Source organism: Aliigemmobacter aestuarii (assembly GCF_004799285.1).
In the GTDB taxonomy this organism is placed as follows: domain Bacteria; phylum Pseudomonadota; class Alphaproteobacteria; order Rhodobacterales; family Rhodobacteraceae; genus Aliigemmobacter; species Aliigemmobacter aestuarii.
In genome coordinates this window covers 384,756-401,144 of record NZ_SSND01000004.1, presented here as the reverse complement: position 1 = coordinate 401,144, position 16,389 = coordinate 384,756, and the positions used below count along the sequence as shown (strand labels likewise).

Sequence of the window (16,389 nt, the reverse complement as noted above, 5' to 3'; positions counted from 1 at the left end):
CGAAAGAGGCATTGAGCGCGCGCATCCTTCAGGTCATCGACGACATCATCGGCGTGCAGGGCCGGGATGTCACCCCCGCAATCCTGCACGCCCTGGCCGCTGCGGGCGAAATCGCCGGGGTCGACCGGTCTTATGTCTATCGCCTCGAAGGCGCGGACCGCATGCGCAACACCCATGAATGGGTTGCAACGGGCATCACCCCGGTGATCGAGGAATCGCAGGACCTGCCCGCAAACCTGCTGGACATCTGGCGCGAAGCGCTGGACGCCGGGCAACCGTTCGAGATCGCCGATGTGCGCGACCTGCCCGATGGATCGCCCGAACGCGTGATCCTTGAAGGCCAGGGCGTGCAGTCCCTTCTGATCGCGCCCTTCCTGCATGGCGGGAGGCTGGCCGGGTTCGTCGGCTATGACGCGGTGCGCCGCTGCCGCCCCTTCCTGCCCTTCGAGATCAGGTTGCTGCAATCGCTGGCCAAGGCCATCGGCGTGGTGCTTGACCGGGCCAAGGCCGAGGCGGCGGCCGAAGCCGCGAAGGCCGCGCTGCTGGCCAAGCGCGACCGGCTGAAGGCGATGCTGGCGGCGCTGCCCGACATGGTGGTGGAGCTTGACCGTGACGGGCGGCTTGTCGCCTTCAACGAAGGCGCGGATACGTCCAGCTTTCTCACACCGTCGCAGTTCATCGGCTGCCGTGTGGACGAGGCGCTGCCCCCCACTTTGGGACAGCAGTTCATTCAGGCCCTTGCCCGGTTCGACAGGGACGGCAGGTGCGACCCGTTCGACTACGAGATCACGGTGAACGGCAAAAACCGCTGGCATAACGCAACCATCGCACGACGGTCCCTTGACGGGCGCGAGGATGGCTATTTCCTGATCATCCGCGATTTCACCGAACGCCACCACCAGCAGCGCAGGATCGCACGGCTTGGCAAGATCGCCGAACTGACCTCGAACATGGTCATCGTCACCGATGCCGAGGCGCGCATCGAATGGGTCAACCCGGCCTTCGAACAGCGCAGCGGCTGGACCCTCGACGAGGTGCGCGGACACAGGCCGCAGGATGTGTTCCGTTCGGACCGGCCCCATATGGAGGCCCAGTTGAAGGTTTCCACCGCCATCGCCGAAGGCACGCCCGTCCAGATTGAAATGCTCAACCGGTCGCGGCAAGGCCAGGAATACTGGATCAGCATGGACATCCAGCCGATGCATGACGAGTCGGGTCGGCTGGACGGGTTCGTCGCGGTCCATACCGACATCACGGACCTGAAGAAGACGCATCACAAGGAACTGCGCGACCTGCGGCTGGCGATCGAAGCCTCGCGCGACGGGATCGCGCTGATCGGTCCGGGGGGCGCGCATGGCTACATGAACAGCGCCTACCGCGACCTGTTCGGGATCGACGGGGCCGAACACGCCTTGACCATCCACTGGGCCGATCTTTTCCCGCCGGACGTGCCTTGCGCGCCGCGTGAACAGGACTGGCACAGGCTGGTTGCACGCGGAAACTGGCGCGGCAGCCTGAAGGGCGTGGCGCGGGACGGCCGCATCCTGCCGCTGGAGCTGTCGGCCACGATCCGCGATGACGGAAGCCTTCTGGTGATCGTGCGTGACATGGCCGAAAGGCTGCGCGCCGAAAAGGAACAGGCCCTGCTCCTAGAAAAGCTGCATATCGCGCAGCGGCGCGAGACGATCGCCCATGTCGCCTCGGAAATCGCCCACGACCTGAACAACGTGGTTGCCGTGGTTTCCAATGCGGCCACCTTGCTGGAAGCGCAGTGCCGCGAGCGGCCCGACGTGCTTGCCTCGGTCCGCCGGATCAAGCGGGCCGCTCATGTCGCCGGGGATCTGGTCGGGGGGCTTGGCCATCTGGGGCGCAGCAACGCCAGGCCCGCCCGGCAGGACCTGCGGGCGCTGGTCGCCCAGGGGATCGACCTGCTGGGATCGTCGCGGATCGAACAGCACGGCATCGCACTGTCGCTGCCCGACACCGAACAGCCGGTCTGGGCCGACAGCACAAGGCTTCTGCAGGTGGTCGTGAACCTCGCGCTGAACGCCTGCGAGGCCGATCCGGAACGGCCCGCGCGCGTCCGTGCCGCGGTCCTGCCCGGCACGGAGTGGCAGCCTGCCCGCCCGCCGGATCTGGGCACCTGGAGCCCCGGGGCGGATCACGCCGTCTTCCGGATCAGCGACACCGGCGCCGGGATTTCGCCGCGGGCGCGCGAACGCCTGTTCGAGCCGTATTTCACCACGAAAGGCAAGGCGGGCACCGGCCTCGGCCTGCCCATCGTCGGCACCATCCTGCGCGAAAGCGGCGCGGCCCTCTGGCTTGACAGCGCGCCCGGCCAAGGCACGGTCGCGACGGTGGCCTGGCCCTCGGTCCCCATCGCCCCGGCATTGCCGCGACCCCCGGCGGGGGGCGCTCCGGCCAAACCGCCGGGCCGTGCGACGGCCGACGCTGGCGGGGTGGCACCGCTGGCCGGGATGCACATCCTTGTCGTCGACGATGACGCCGATCTGGCCGATCAGCTTTCGGAAATGCTGGATGCCCGGGGCGCAGTGGCGCTTGCGATCACCGACCCGCACGAGGCCAGCGCCCTGCTGAATGAAACGCCGGGGCTGTGGTCCGCCCTGCTGACGGACATGCACATGCCGGGTATGGACGGGATCGGCCTTTCGGCGCTTGCCGCATCGCTTGATCCGCCGGTGCCCGCCGTGGTCATCACAACCCATCCCGACCGGGTCCCCCTGCCCTCTCCGGGCATCCGCGAGGTTCTGGGCAAACCCGCGGCAGAAGCCGACCTGATCCGCGCCCTCTTGCGGGTGTCGAAACGGCCTGCAGCCCAGCCGGAACCATCTGGACAAGACTGAAACGCCGCAAGCAATGCAGGCAGGGCTTGCGCGATTTCTCTTTCGAGAAAATCACGCTCTTTTGCGCAGCACGGAAACCAAAGAGTTGCGCTCGCCGCCAATGCATGCGTGGCACAAGGCCGGGCATGGGATTAGCCTTTTCGAACAGCCCTGCCGGGCAAGCCACCGGGACAGGGTGTTCGTAAAGAAAGGCTAGAGGCATGCAGGGCAACGTGGCGACAGCGCGGGATGCGTCCCGCAGGAAGGCTGTCAGACTCGCACAGGCCAGATTCGCACAGGCCAGAACAGCAAAGGCCAGAACAGCAAAGGCCAGAACCGCGCGCGACCTTCCCTACCGCTGGTTCGTCGCGCCCTCTGTCCCCGCAGGGGGGCATCGCGGGGCATCGCAGGTCGCAGCCATCGCCGAGCGGGTGCCGGGGCGGGTGGCGGGGCGGGTGCCGGGATGACCGGGATCCTCCGACCCGCAGCCCTCGAAGGGGCGACGCCCGTTCTGCCGGATGGATGGGAGATGGATGTCGAGGCCGCGATCCTGGTCGATCCGGCCCATCCGCAGGCGATGGAATGGCGCGCGGCGCTGATGGCGCAGGGGATCGAGGTGTTTCTTGGCCCTGACGACCTGACCCTTGACGAAGCGCCCCTGGTCGTGGTGCCCGCCGAAAGCCGTCACCGACCCGATGTGGCGGGCCGGATGGACCGGACACTGGCCGCGTTCCCCGATGCGCGGGTCTGTTTCGTGACCGGCACCGCCGCCAGTGACGTGTTTGCTGCCTGTCCCGACGCCGCGCGCCTGCGCTTTGTCTTCCCGCTGACGGGCTCGCACTGATGGTGCCGCTTTACGCCCCAGTCCGGGCGGAAAACCCGTAAACACGGGGGCATCACAAACGCTTGGGAATACGGGACATGCCGGTCAGGCAAGCGCAGCCGGAGCTTGCGCCCGATCTGGTGGCCGAGGGCATGTGGCGAACTGGCCGAAGATGCAATTTGCAGCGGGCTGCGACACCAGTTCCAGATCCCGCCGCCGCGCGGGCGGCGACGCCCCGGTGAAAACAGGCGCTGGCCGATGTGGGCGATGCGCTGGTTTGACGGCCAGGATCAACGCACGCCGTTCGAACAGCCGTTCTGCAACCCGTTGTTGCAATGGCGTTTCAGACGTTCCGTCTTCGCGGGCGACCACCCTGCCGGTTCGGTCGTTTCAACCCAGGGGCCGATATAGTCGGGCGCATGATAGGCATGTCCATGACCGGCAGGCGCGCCGAACGAAAGGGCCATGTCGAGAGCAAGCTGGAACTGCGTCACGACCGGCATGAAGAAAAGGTGGTCAGACATGTCGCTTGCAGGCGGGTCCCGCATCCATGGCGGCGCACGCCAAAGCGATCGCGGATCATAGAACACGACCGGATCGCTGGAATATTGCAGAAACACGATGCGCATCGGGCCCCAGTCTGCGCCGGCGACCGAGGCATCCGCGGTATGAGAGGCATAGCGCACCAAGGACCCGTCGCCGATGCCCGGCAACACCCAAGGCGTGCCGGGATTGCGCTGGTTCTGGACATAGTTCCAGAAGGCCGAAGGAAACGGCGGACCGGCCCAGAAGGCACCGTCGATCGGATCGTCCAGCAGGCGGAAAAGATTTGTGGCATGCATGGACGACCACGCTCCGAGGCTGAGACCGTGGACGTAGAGGCGCGGCCGGTTTCCTTCGGGCAGCGTCTTCCAGTAACCATGAATGACGTCCTGAAGGGCCGTGGCCTGTTCAAGGCCCGTGCTGGTCTCGAGGATCAGGGCCAAAGGCGACTGCAGGTAGGAATACTGCACGGCGACGGTCGCGATGTCGCCGCCATGCATGTATTCGACCGGATCGTGCGAACCAGGGTCCATCCAGCCGGTGCCTGTCGGGCTGGTCACGACCAGCACCGTACGTTCGAATGCGCCTAGCCGCTTCAACTCGGCGAGCGCCAGCTCGGCGCGCGCCCTGGGGCTATCGCCATTCGCGCGACCGACGTAGACGCGGATCGGGTCCAGTGCCGGTTGCCCGGTGAAGGCCTCGATGTCCTGCGCGTCGGGACCGGACGTGATGAAGTCGCGCCCGGGTTTTCCGATCGCTGCCCAATCGACCAGCGATGCGGCGCTGCCGGTCATGCGCGGATTGGACGGTCGCGGCGGGGCATTCTGAAAGAGTTCCTGCGCCGCCTCGTAGCTTTCGTCTAACCCGTTGACCACCCGGTCCACGATGCCATCCCGCGTCACGACGACAAGCATCAGCCCGACGGTCAGCACCCCCAGCACGTTGGCACGCCGCGGGGGCATCACCCGGTAGAACCACGCGCGCACCAGCCGGAACAGGCTTGCCACCAGACGCCCAAGAGCGAAGGCGGCGGCAAAGGTTCCCGTGGCGAGCGCGAGGATGGTCAGGAATTGCAGCGCGTCCTCCTCTTTCATTCCCATCTTCACGCGGATGTCGTTCTGCCATGTCAGGCTTGAGGCGAGCACCCACAAGAAGCACAGGAGAAGGGGAACCGAGACGGAAGCGGTCAGGGCCATTGCCGGTCGTCCCGAAAGGCGCGGCAGATCCGCCGCCCGCCACAGAAGCGCGACAATCAGGCCGATCAGGTAGCCGATGGCCGTCACCAGACCGCCGAGGATGCCCTGCACCGCCGGGCCGCGCGGGATGAGGGAGGGTGTCAGCGAGGCCGCGAAAAAAACCAATCCGAGCAGCAGGCAGGGGATCGAGAAATCACCGACGACCCCACGCACGATCCTCGACTTCATCCATGGCTCCTTGCGGCAGGGTCAGGCACAACAGAAATTCAGACGGCAACACGTTACGGCCAATGGCGTGGCCAGCCAATGGTGTGGGCGGTGCGAACAGCCGACAGGCTGCGGCTGGCTATCGTCCACCTCAGTGGATGACGTGCTTCATCACGGCAAGCAAGACGCCGATCCCCCCCGCGAACAGCGCCCCTGCGAAGCTTCGACCGATGCTGCGGTGAAGGACGTATCCGATCCGCGCACCGATTGCGCCCAGAAGCGCGACACACACGGCTTGCGAGGCAAGAAGGGCTGTCTCGGCTTGCATCCAGCCAAGCCCGCTTGCCACGAACAAGAGCGTCGGCAGGTTCGCGGTGGCCAAGGTGGGCGTGCTGTGGTGCCAGGCCTCACGCCAGCCTGACCGCGACAGACGTTCGCCCGCGTCGAGCGCATGGGCGAGGAACTCGGCAAAGGTCTTGGCCAGCGTGATCGCAAGCACGGATCCGAAAAGCACCGCGGCCGTTTCAAACGGCGCAACGGGATGTGCGCCGGCCGCCATCAGGATCGCAAGGACCGTGATCGCCCCATAGACGATGCCGAAGGCGGCCTTGTCGAGCCGCCTCCACCCGGATTCATGCGAATGATCGGCCGATGGGCCGTCGTCGGCACGTTGAACGGAAGGCCCGGCCATCGCGGCTTAACGCGCCATCAGGTATTCTGCCACTGCCTGATAGGCCGGCAGCGAGGTCGGGTCGATGAATCCGTTCTGGGCCTGCGGGAACGAGGCCAGCCGGACCAGAACCATCTGGGCCGTCGGATCGACATAGATCGTCTGGCCATGCACGCCGCGCGCGGCATAGGCGCCGTGATCGTTGTGGAACACCCACCACTGACTTGTGTAGCTGCCGTTCGGGATCGTCGGAAAGCCCGCGAATTTGGACGGGTCCCCGCCCGCTGCGATCGTGTCGACCACCTCCTTGGGGAACAACCGCTGACCATTGATCTCGCCGCCGTCAAGCATCAATTGGCCCAGTCGTCCAAGATCGCGCAGACCCGCCGTCACGCCACCACCGGCAAAGGGCACACCCTTGCCATCGACCGTCTGGTAGGCGTCCTGTTCGGCCCCAATGCGGCTCCACAGCCGCTCGGAGGCGAGGTCGGTCACGGACTTGCCGGTCACGCGGCTGATCATCCAGCCAAGCATGTCCGAATTGATGGTCTTGTAGTGGAAGGCGTCGCCATGATTGCCCTCGGGTTTCACCTGCTGGAGGTATTCCCAATAGCCATCGGGCCCGGTGTAGTCCGCAGGCTTGGGCAACGGACTCGCCGCGCGCGAGTACAGCCAGATATCGGCATTCGGGTCAGAGTAGTTTTCGGAATACTGAACGCCGGTTGTCATATCCATGACCTGCCGCACGGTAGCGGTGGCAAAGGCGCTGTCGCCGATCTCGGGGATCACGTCACGCACGAGGGCGGCATCGTCAAGCACACCTTCGGCCACAAGGATTTCGCCCAACAGGCCGGTGATTGATTTCGTCATCGACATGATGGCGTGCTTGCCGTCTTCCTCGAGACAGCCGAAATAGCGTTCATAGACGACCTGTCCCTTGTGCAGGATCAGCATGCCGTCCGTGTAGTTGGCATAGAGGCTGTCCTCCCAGGTCATCGGCTCGGTGCCGTCGATCGGCATGAAGGTCAGCGCGTCGATCTCGCGCGACAGCCGGGCGAATTCCGCCGGCGAGGGATAGTTGAGGGGAACGGGCGCGCCAAGACCGCGGCTGATTTCCTCGGTGGGAAGGAATTCCCGCAGGTGACAGACCGACCAGCGCAGCTTTGGAAAACTGAAATAGTTGCTGTCGGGCTGGGTGATGAGCTTGTCGGCCGGTGGCGGAAATCCCTGCATCCAGCCCATGACCCTGGGATCGGAGTCCTGCGCGGAAAGCGGCGCCGATTGCGCCAGGGCGCCGGTGCTCAGCGCCAGGACAGCCCCCGTGGCAAGCGCGACAAGATCAGAAGTTGACGACGACATTCAGGAATCCTCCGGTCCAGGGATCTGCGCTCGTGCCGACGACGTTGTCGATCGCTGCTCCGGGAAACGAGACAGAGAAGCCGGCGGTCAGAAATGTGTTTCGGTTGATGATGCGGCTGTATTCGAGGAACAGATCGTCCGCGAGGTGGGCGTCGGATACGCCAGAAACAACATTACCATTCACATCCACACGGGTCGCCTGCCCGAACTGGACCGGGCTGCGCAACTCGTTCGCGCGAATACGCGCGTAGCGCAGCGTCCATGTGTCCTGCCGCGTCGGCTGCACGCGAAGCGCCAGCGTCAGAGCGTTCACATTGGAATTGATGAAGGTCGAGGCAGACTTCGATCCGGTCGCCCAGGCACTGGGACTGCCCTGATAATAGAGCGGATCGAAACGTTCGAGTTTTGCCGTCCCGGGGTCGTCGCCGGAAAACGTCTGGTATCCCACGGTCAGGTTCGGCGACCATGCCATGTCGGCAAAGGTGTAGCCCACGGTCACGCGACCGGCCCAGGCCTCCATGTCGATCCGGTCGTTCCACTGATAGGCGGCCTCACCGGTGAACACCCAGTTTTCAAGCGCCGCTTCAAACGGGTTGGTCTTGCCGTACAGGCCCAGAGTGCGCGTGCCCTCGCGTGCGCCCGGCGTAACCGTCGGCGCGCCGACACCACCCGGGGCCGCCTGCGGGTAGGGTGAATTGGAACGCAGGACATCCACGAATGTCGCGCCCAGATAACCGCCGCGCGGGTCGTCGTACCGCAGATCGAACCCCGCCAGTTCGTTTTGCCCGTCCGTCGAGGGCAGTTCGTTGGGATCGAGGAAAAAGGCCGTTCCCGTGACGTTCCTGTAGGACAGGCGTGCGATTGCGGCCCGCTCCCACGCCTTGCGCGGCCCAAACTTCAGCGCGCCGCGCTCGAACCCGCTGGTGGCGCCGTTGGCGATCAGCATGCCGGTGCCCAGTGTCAGTTCGCGCGGCCCCAGCGACAGGTCATAGGACAGCCCCGCACCCGTTTCCCCGCGAATGGCCAGATACGCCTCTTCCAGGGTCGTTGCGCCCGTATCGCCGGTGTCGAACGCATCCGTGCCCCAAGTGTAGGACGACACTGCCGATAGCTTGCCATAGACCTCTGCGCCGCCGTCAAGCTGATACTCGAAGCTCAAACCCGGCTTGATATATCCCTCGAGCCAGTTTGTATCGGGGTCAAAGCCGCTTCCCGGTGCGGTTGTGCCCGCGAGGTCCCAGAACAGGTTCCTTTCGCTGACGGCGTTCAGACCGAATTGAAGATGGCCGCGCACCGTCAGCCCCCCGTCCTCGTGCAGAAGCATGGGGTCGCGTTCCTGGGCCTGCGCAATCTGCCCCGCCAATGCCACAGCGATGGCAGAGACGGCCCCGATCACCTTCGCCCTGTCGGCACGCATGCAGCGTTCCGCGCCCCTGCGAAGCGCGGTGCAGCCAGCATTCCCAGTGAACGCGACATCAACAGACATGAGCCCCCCCGGCAGCAAGATTTCCCGTTCATTCTGGGAAGTAATGGCTTGCATCTCAAGCCCTTTCCCGCCCAATTTGGGCAAAACCAGAGGGAGGAGGCGATGCCTTCGCGGGACACGAAACAGGGGCATTTCCTGAAGACCCATTTCGGAATCGTCTGGCCCGTTCACATCGTGGGATTCACCCGTCTGCTCGTGCACCTGCGCACCAGGTTCGATGGCGATCTGGACCTTGCGTTGATCCTTGCGGTGATCGGCAGCAGGACGCAAATGGAACGCTGGAAGCAGGAGTTGGCGGAACTCGGTCAGCTGACGATACGGCTCGGGCCGGACGGCGCACAACTTCCGATCAACATCCAGTCGGTGGCCGACTACACCGGCATTCCGCGGGAAACGGTCCGGCGCAAGGTCGCGATCCTGCAAGACAGAGGGTGGGTGACCCGAGACGCGGACGGCCACCTTTCCATCGCATCAAGCGCGGCGTCCGACTTGGAAGACTCCACGGGCGAAACGATTGCCTATCTCGCGGCCCTGCTGAAGTCATTCGAGGTCGCGCAAGCAGTAGAAAAAGGGAAGCGTCCGGCGTGACCGGGCCTGACACCCGACGACGCGTGCCGTGCGACGGAACGCTGGTTTCCCCCGCCATCGTTTCAGGCCGTCTCGTGGTGCGTTCGGACCTACCGATGAGGGTTCGCCTGCGGCCGAAGGAGGCAAGGGATGGTCACGTCCCGAGACTTCCCTGGCCCCGCTGGCGCAACAACGCCGTCCGATGGCATCGCTGGCAACAGCCTGGGCGATTGCAAAGCCTGCCCGTTCCGGGTGAACAATGCCAAAGGTCGACATGGTCGGGCCCTGCCGCAGGTTCGGAGACGCAATGGAACAGTTTCAACGTAACCCGGGACTTCTGAGAAGCCTTCAGCACCTCGATGCATTCGCGCGTCGCGGAACGCTGGCCGAGGCGGCCGGCGAACTCGGGGTTTCGGTCAGCGCCGTCAGTCATCAATTGAACGAACTGGCGACGTTCGTTGGCGAACCGCTGGTCGTGAAGACCGGAAGACGGCTGACTCTGACGGACACCGGGCGGTTGCTGGCACAGGACGTGTCGCAGGTCCTTCGGTTGCTTGACGCCAGTCTCAATACCGCTGTTGGCAAGGGCAGGCATGCGCTCCGGATCGCGGTCTGCTCGGCTTTCGGTCCGTTCTGGCTGGTGCCGCGACTGTCACAGTTCAGAACGGCCTACCCGGATGTCGACGTCGAACTGACGATGTACACGCGTGACCCGGAGTCCATCGAAACGGGCTTTGACGTTGCCATCACGACAGCCACACTCGCTGGCGGGGTGACGGCCTTGCCTCTTCATGAAGAGACGCTGGTCGCGGTCGCCTCTCCGACAGCCGTGGCCAGTGCCGGTGACGCGGGGTTCGTCCTGATCACGACGGACACGCAGGTCACCGCGCCCGGCGCAGAATGGATCAGGTTCGACGCGATGTCCGGCGGGATGCTGGTCGCGAAAAAGCGGGGCGACTGGCTTTTCTGTTCGCATTACATCCTTGCCCTCGAATCCGCACGGGCCGGACTTGGCGCGGCATTGCTTCCGGACTTCATGGCCAGGGATGCGCTTGCCGACGGCAGCCTTGTCCAGATCCATCCGGCATCGGTTCTGGCGGGGCGGACGTATCGGCTGTACTTCAAATCGGCCAGAAAACAAGAGCACCCGATCAGGTTGTTTTCGCGGTGGATCCGCGGACAGAAGTCCTGACTTGGCAAGGCCGTCTGGCGATCGCACCGACTGACGGTCCATTCTGACTCAAGTATACACAAGATCGCTCAATTGACACCTTGTCACCTATCCGCTTGCCTAAAGAGGCAATCGGGCGCCTTCAAAGCCGTGTGAATTGAATTTTTTCACATGTTTAATAGACGCCCGCGCTTGGTGCGAGTGCGTTTCCGTGCGGGATCAGTGCCGTTACCGGCTGAACAGCCGTTCGGCAGGCCGTTGGCAAAGTTGAGCAAAACGTGACTGATTTTCTAAAGCATCCCGGCTTTGGTTTGATCCGTTTTGGTCTTGATGCCCTGGCGTGTCGCCGACCTCCGGCCACGGCTCGAAGGGCAAGGTTTGCGCGGTGCGTCCGGATGGCAGAGGACGAAGCGGCTTCACGGGGACTGGCGCGCGTCACGCAACAAGATGAAAGCCCGGGCACTGGCTGCCCGGAACATGAAACCGTTTGATACATGGAGATGAAGAATGGCATTGCGTTCCTTCTTTCTGGCAACGGCCCTGATCCTTCCGGCCGCAGCTTTCGCCGAGATGCCGGTGTTTTCGGCGCAGTGCATGGGAAACTACATCGACGCCGACCGCACCGGGACAGTCCGCATCAACGGCGCGGTGATGGACGTCGAACGGTTCAACAAACACTACTACCAGGCTCGGATGGAGAGCCTTACCATCAGCATCAGCCATGAAGGCGGTGGCCGCGATCTTATCGTGAGTTTCACCGGCCCCGGCGGAGCAAACGGCGTCTGCACGGTTCTTGGTGTTGAAAGTGCTGCGGCGCCGGCGGCGCCCGAAGGCGGCGCCGGCGGTCCGGACCATTTCACCGTGAACGTGGACACCCGGCTGAAGGTCCATTCGCAACCGTCGACGTCGTCGCCGACGGTCGGCATCCTGCCAACCGGGACGGTGGTTGAAAACCTTGGGTGCCGACAGGCCGAGGGGCGCAACTGGTGCCACATCGCCGATGGGGACGTTTCCGGCTGGGCCGCAGCGGAGTTCCTGATCGAGGGCACGGGGCCGGTCCGGTCGGCGCGGGCGACGCCGGTCCATGCCGGCAATGAGGCCAGCCATACCACTGAACGCGTGCGCTTTCCGCGCGGGTCTACAGGCACCGAATTTGCCGACAGCCTCGCCCCCGGCAAGTCGCATCGTTTCGTCGTCGGCGCATCGAACGGGCAGGATCTTTACGTCCGCATCGCTGCTGACGGGCCGGGACTGTCCTATCGCATTCTCAATCCCAATCACACGGCCCTCTTGGATGAGGTCCGCACCGACATGGAGTACCGCGGTCAGCTCTGGCAGTCCGGGGATCACGTCATCGAGGTGTTCAATCGGGGCGGAAGCGCGATGTCGTTCCGCGTAATCATCGGGGTGGAGTAACCGCCATGTCCGCCAGATATGCGCTTGTTCCGGTGTTCGTCGCATCGCCGGCTCTTGCACAGGTATCCCCCCAATCGGTCGGTGCAGGGATCGGGTTTGTCGCGGGAATGACCATGGCGATCCTGATCGGAGCCGTGATCGGTTGGCTGGCGAGCCTGATCGTCAAGGGCAGCGGCTCGGGCCTGTTGACCGACATTCTGGCGGGCGTGGGTGGCTCGATGCTGGCAAGTTTCCTGTTGCCGCGGCTTGGCATCCCGCTGGGTGGCGGCTGGTTCGGCGCCTTCCTTGCCGCGCTTGCCGGTGCGGTGCTGATCCTCTTCATCCTCAGACTCGTGCGTCGCGCCTGAAAGGCGGCCATCAAAAGGGAGCAATGAGCGATGGCAATCCGGATCTCAATCGTCTCAGTCAGCCGGTTCTGTCGGATTGTGACTGCCTCGGCTCTCTTTTCGGCTGTCCTGCTCGGGTCCGGCGGGGAGGCCTTGGCGCAGTCGCGAGAGTTCATGCGGAACGAATGTTCGAGTGCGGGACAGACCTATTTCCGCGACTTCACCGCCGCGACCGAAATGCAATACAACGGCCAGCGCGTCGATGGGACACATGCCATCAACGGCCGCATTTTCCTTGAAACGCGATACGAAGATTTTGCCTGCTCCTATGACCGGAGCGGGAGAGAGATCGTGGAGTTCTTTGCCGAGGGCAAACGGCGGCCAAACCCCCTGTCACGCGGCAGTGCAACCGCGCCAGAAACGGGAAAAGGCTTTGCCCGGGTGACGGGGGTCTCGGCCGGGGACGTGCTTAACGTTCGAAGCGGTCCGGGCACCGGATACCGGATCGTCGGGGCACTTGCCAATGGCGACCGTGTCCGGCTTCTGCGCTGCGAAGCCCCGAACGGCGCGCGCTGGTGCCTGATCGAGCTTCCGGGCGACATGCGGGATCAGGGATGGGTCAGCGGGCGCTATCTGACCTCGGGCAAGGTAAACGGCGGGGGCACGGCCACCCAGTTGCCCGAGCCTTCTGGCCCTTCGGCAACGACCACCGCCCGCATCCGTTTCCCGGCGGGGCAGACCGGCGTCCAATTCAACGATTCACTCAACGGAAACTCGGTCCGTCGTTACCTGCTGCGGGCCAGTAACGGACAGTTCCTGTATTTCAACCTGGGATCAGGCAGCCCTTCCGTGACCTGGCGCATTCTCAACCCTGATGGAACACTTCTGGATCGGGGTCCGGCCTCGAAGTCCTACCAGGGTCAACTCTGGAAGTCTGGCGATCATGTGGTCGAGATCACCAACAGCAGCGGCCAGAGCCGAACTTACCAGGTCATCCTGAGCGTCGAATGATCATCCTCTGAAGGAAAGCAAGTCACCATGTCCCACAGCATCCACTCCTTGCGAAAAAAACGCATTCCAGCTGGCATCATCGGCGCGTCTTTGGCCTGGCTCGTCCTCGCCGCGCCGGTCTCCGCCCAGGAAGACGTCGCCGGCGCCTGCGCGGACGCCGCCCGGCAGTTCTTCAACAACTTCGATGCCGTGGCCGACATGCGCGCCGACGAACCACGCACCGACGGCAGCCGCACGGCAGGCGGCACACTGGACCTTGGGAACTATGTTGCAGAAGTCCGTTGCGGCTTCCCCGCCAATGAGCTGCGTTTGTCCGAGTTCTTCGTCGACGGGTCCGATCAACTGGCAACGCTGCAATCTGGTGGCGTAAGCGGCGGTGCCGACATGCCAAATTATGAACGTCCCGTAGGCGGCGTCCTGCCCGCGGGTTCCAGCTTCACCGCGGGATCGATCATCAATTGCGAACGGCCCGGAACCGGCGCCGGGCAATGTGACGCCGGCGTCGTAAGGGAAGGCAACGGCAACGGCGCCCTCTTCGTGTTCTGGCCCGACACCGGCAGCCGCGTTCTGTATTTCGAGAACGGCGAGATCGTCCGTTACGATGAATCCGAAGCCGACGGCGGAGCACAACTGAGCGTCACACGCGACGGCGATATCCAGATCGTCACCGTGGGTGATGCCCGCTTCGAGGTGGTCGATGCCCTGCTGATCGGCGGTTGAGGCATCTCTTGCGACGAAAACTTCATCTTACACTGGAAACAAGGGGAAAAGACATGTTCCAGATCACGAAGGCTGTGCTTGCCGTTGCCGCATTGTCCGCACTTGGAGCCTGCGTCGATGACGGGATGATGCCCGCATCACCAGCGGGCCCTTCGATCCGTACGACCTTTGACCCCGCCGTCAGCAACACGGCAGTGAGCGTCTGCCAGAATACGCTGGCGCAGCAAGTCGACGGCAACGTTTCCGTCGTCGGCACCGAATACTCTGAGGCCAATGTCGGGGTTTACATGCGGGTCGGTGCCAACGGCGCGCCGTGGCGCTGCCTGGTGAGCAATGACGGTCGCGGGGCGGAACTGATGTTCCTCGGGAGCGAAGGTGCGGCCTGAGCGTTGGTAGCGAGTGAGGGTGGGCGGCACCAGCCGCCCACCGGGTTTTTGAAACAGGGGAACCGTGATGGCACTTGGAGCTGCGATCTGCGTCTGGGTCCTTCGGGCATTCATTGCCCTCTACCTCCTTGCGGGTGCGCTGTTCCTCATCGGGACATTCGGGCTGTTCGGTCAGCCCCGAGACCCCTTGTCCGGGATCTTCCTGATCCCGCTTGGATTGCCATGGAACCAGTTTGTAGACCTCGCGCCGGAACCGGCATGGCCTTGGCTCGCAGCGCTCTCGCCGCTGTTGAACATCGGCCTTCTCGCCACCTTGTGCCGTTGGGCACGAAACTGAAGCGCCGCCCGCGGGACAAACTGGACGGAATAGGTACCGACGACATGCTTGACCTTATCGCCTTCAAATCGAGGACGGACGCACAGGGCAGTTGCGCCCTCTCGCTGCGTCGGGCCGCGAAGATGCAGCCGGTCACCGGGTTCGGTGCGCCCGCCGACACTGAAGACAAAATGAGATCGCCCGCCGAGATCATCAAGGCGTTCAAAACGCAGCGGGGGCGGAATGTCTAGGAAAAGCCTGTTGGTTCGTGACCCCCGCATCCTTCGTTCGCTTCAGTATTTTGAGGCCGTTGCCCGCCTTGGGTCCGTTGCCGCGGCCGGAGAGGAGCTGGGCGTATCGGCCAGCGCTGTCAGTCACCAGTTGCGTTCACTTTCCGGTTTTGTCGGCGAGGTTCTTTTCCACAAGTCAGGCCGTGGATTGGTCCTGTCTGAAAAAGGGATTCTTCTTCAATCAATGATCGCGACCGCGTTCTCGCAACTGGATACGGCGCTTTCGGGCACGATCTTTCAGGAAAAGAAGTGCCTTCGGATTGCGGTGTGTTCCAGTTTCGGCCCCTTCTGGCTTGCGGAGCGGCTGCCAAAATTCCTTGCCCGGAATCCGGGATTGAACATCGAGCTTCGACTTTACGCTCAGGATCCCGAATTGTCGGACCAGGTGGCTGACGTCATCGTGACGGCAAACACTGTGCGCGAGGGGTTCGACTCGGTGACATTGTTCGAAGAAACGCTGATCGCGGTCGGAAAGCCCGGCACGGCACCGATCGAGGACGACCTTCCGGAATCGCTGATCACGACAGACGTTCCACCAGACACGCTGGGGAAGGACTGGCACGATTTCTGCGCGGGCGCCGGGCTTGACGCAACGGGAATTGAGGACACCGAATTCGTGCGCTGCACACATTACCTGCTTGCATTGGCATTGGCGAAGGCTGGCGTGGGGGTGGCGCTTGTGCCTGAGTTCGTGGCGAACGAGGCGATAGAAGCAGGTCAGGTCGTCTGTCTGAATCCTGTGCGGGTTCCATCGGGGCGCCGTTACAGGTTCTGCTACAAAGCGGCACGCAGATCCGACCCGGATCTTCGCACATTGATCCAATGGATGAAATCATTGGTCAACAGCTCGACAAGATCCGACCAGATCGTCAGCCTGAAGCCGCGCCAGCAGTCGGCGGCCTCATAGTGACCTGCCACGCGAGATATGCTGAATCCTGCTCAGTGGTTCGAATTCTTTTCAATTGTCTTGATGAGCCGGCTTATGCACCCTGAAGGCGAGATTAGCGAGTCACGCGGTCAATGGTCTTGAGTCTGACGCCAAACCACAGTGTCGAGTCC

At 63.7% G+C, this 16,389-nt stretch carries 16 protein-coding genes; 12 read left to right on the top strand and 4 right to left on the bottom strand.

What is annotated here, in order from left to right; translation table 11 throughout:
- Positions 1-11: 11 nt before the first annotated feature.
- Both E7811_RS15485 and E7811_RS15480 read left to right on the top strand, forming a co-directional pair.
- A complete protein-coding gene (locus tag E7811_RS15485; protein WP_136395551.1) occupies positions 12-2,864 on the top strand; it encodes a PAS domain-containing protein in 2,853 nt (950 codons plus the stop codon).
- A gap of 442 nt (positions 2,865-3,306) precedes the next feature.
- Positions 3,307-3,687, top strand: coding sequence for a hypothetical protein (locus E7811_RS15480; protein WP_136395550.1), 381 nt, complete (start codon positions 3,307-3,309; stop codon positions 3,685-3,687).
- Positions 3,688-3,956: 269 nt separating this feature from the next.
- Here the strand turns inward: E7811_RS15480 and E7811_RS15475 are convergent, their stop codons facing one another.
- From E7811_RS15475 to E7811_RS15460, 4 genes are all read right to left on the bottom strand, one after another.
- On the bottom strand, positions 3,957-5,633 hold the full coding sequence (locus E7811_RS15475) for an alpha/beta hydrolase (protein WP_136395549.1): 1,677 nt from the start codon (positions 5,631-5,633) through the stop codon (positions 3,957-3,959).
- Positions 5,634-5,763: 130 nt separating this feature from the next.
- The gene (locus E7811_RS15470) at positions 5,764-6,303 is read right to left on the bottom strand and encodes a hypothetical protein (protein WP_136395548.1); all 540 of its coding nucleotides are present in this window, start codon (positions 6,301-6,303) and stop codon (positions 5,764-5,766) included.
- Between the two features lie 6 nt (positions 6,304-6,309).
- Positions 6,310-7,641 (bottom strand): serine hydrolase domain-containing protein, encoded by a 1,332-nt coding sequence (locus E7811_RS15465; protein WP_136395547.1) that lies wholly within the window; start codon positions 7,639-7,641, stop codon positions 6,310-6,312.
- Positions 7,622-8,965: an alginate export family protein gene (locus E7811_RS15460; RefSeq protein WP_246020480.1), complete on the bottom strand. Its 1,344-nt coding sequence runs from the start codon at positions 8,963-8,965 to the stop codon at positions 7,622-7,624. Before E7811_RS15460 ends, E7811_RS15465 begins: the two co-directional genes overlap by 20 nt.
- Here E7811_RS15460 and E7811_RS18275 point away from each other — a divergent pair.
- From E7811_RS18275 to E7811_RS15410, 10 genes are all read left to right on the top strand, one after another.
- Positions 8,924-9,715 carry a hypothetical protein gene (locus E7811_RS18275; RefSeq protein ID WP_246020478.1) on the top strand — a complete coding sequence of 264 codons (792 nt, stop codon included), beginning with the start codon at positions 8,924-8,926 and terminating at the stop codon, positions 9,713-9,715. The genes E7811_RS15460 and E7811_RS18275 overlap by 42 nt on opposite strands.
- Positions 9,716-9,953: 238 nt before the next feature.
- Complete coding sequence (locus E7811_RS15450) at positions 9,954-10,886, top strand: LysR family transcriptional regulator (protein WP_136395544.1); 933 nt, start codon at positions 9,954-9,956, stop codon at positions 10,884-10,886.
- 486 nt (positions 10,887-11,372) lie between these two features.
- Positions 11,373-12,281 carry an SH3 domain-containing protein gene (locus E7811_RS15445; protein WP_136395543.1) on the top strand — a complete coding sequence of 303 codons (909 nt, stop codon included), beginning with the start codon at positions 11,373-11,375 and terminating at the stop codon, positions 12,279-12,281.
- Positions 12,282-12,286: 5 nt separating this feature from the next.
- Positions 12,287-12,628 carry a GlsB/YeaQ/YmgE family stress response membrane protein gene (locus tag E7811_RS15440; protein WP_211092126.1) on the top strand — a complete coding sequence of 114 codons (342 nt, stop codon included), beginning with the start codon at positions 12,287-12,289 and terminating at the stop codon, positions 12,626-12,628.
- A 30-nt stretch (positions 12,629-12,658) separates the two neighbouring features.
- Complete coding sequence (locus E7811_RS15435) at positions 12,659-13,618, top strand: SH3 domain-containing protein (RefSeq protein WP_136395542.1); 960 nt, start codon at positions 12,659-12,661, stop codon at positions 13,616-13,618.
- Between the two features lie 27 nt (positions 13,619-13,645).
- Entirely contained in the window at positions 13,646-14,338 is a 693-nt protein-coding gene (locus tag E7811_RS15430) for a hypothetical protein (RefSeq protein ID WP_136395541.1), read from the top strand.
- Positions 14,339-14,391: 53 nt separating this feature from the next.
- Positions 14,392-14,724 carry a hypothetical protein gene (locus tag E7811_RS15425; RefSeq protein ID WP_136395540.1) on the top strand — a complete coding sequence of 111 codons (333 nt, stop codon included), beginning with the start codon at positions 14,392-14,394 and terminating at the stop codon, positions 14,722-14,724.
- A 67-nt stretch (positions 14,725-14,791) separates the two neighbouring features.
- On the top strand, positions 14,792-15,061 hold the full coding sequence (locus E7811_RS15420; protein ID WP_136395539.1) for a hypothetical protein: 270 nt from the start codon (positions 14,792-14,794) through the stop codon (positions 15,059-15,061).
- A gap of 44 nt (positions 15,062-15,105) precedes the next feature.
- Positions 15,106-15,291, top strand: coding sequence for a hypothetical protein (locus tag E7811_RS15415; RefSeq protein WP_136395538.1), 186 nt, complete (start codon positions 15,106-15,108; stop codon positions 15,289-15,291).
- Positions 15,284-16,237, top strand: a complete 954-nt coding sequence (locus E7811_RS15410) for a LysR family transcriptional regulator (protein ID WP_136395537.1) — start codon at positions 15,284-15,286, stop codon at positions 16,235-16,237. The genes E7811_RS15415 and E7811_RS15410 overlap by 8 nt, the downstream gene beginning before the upstream one ends.
- Positions 16,238-16,389 lie beyond the last annotated feature (152 nt).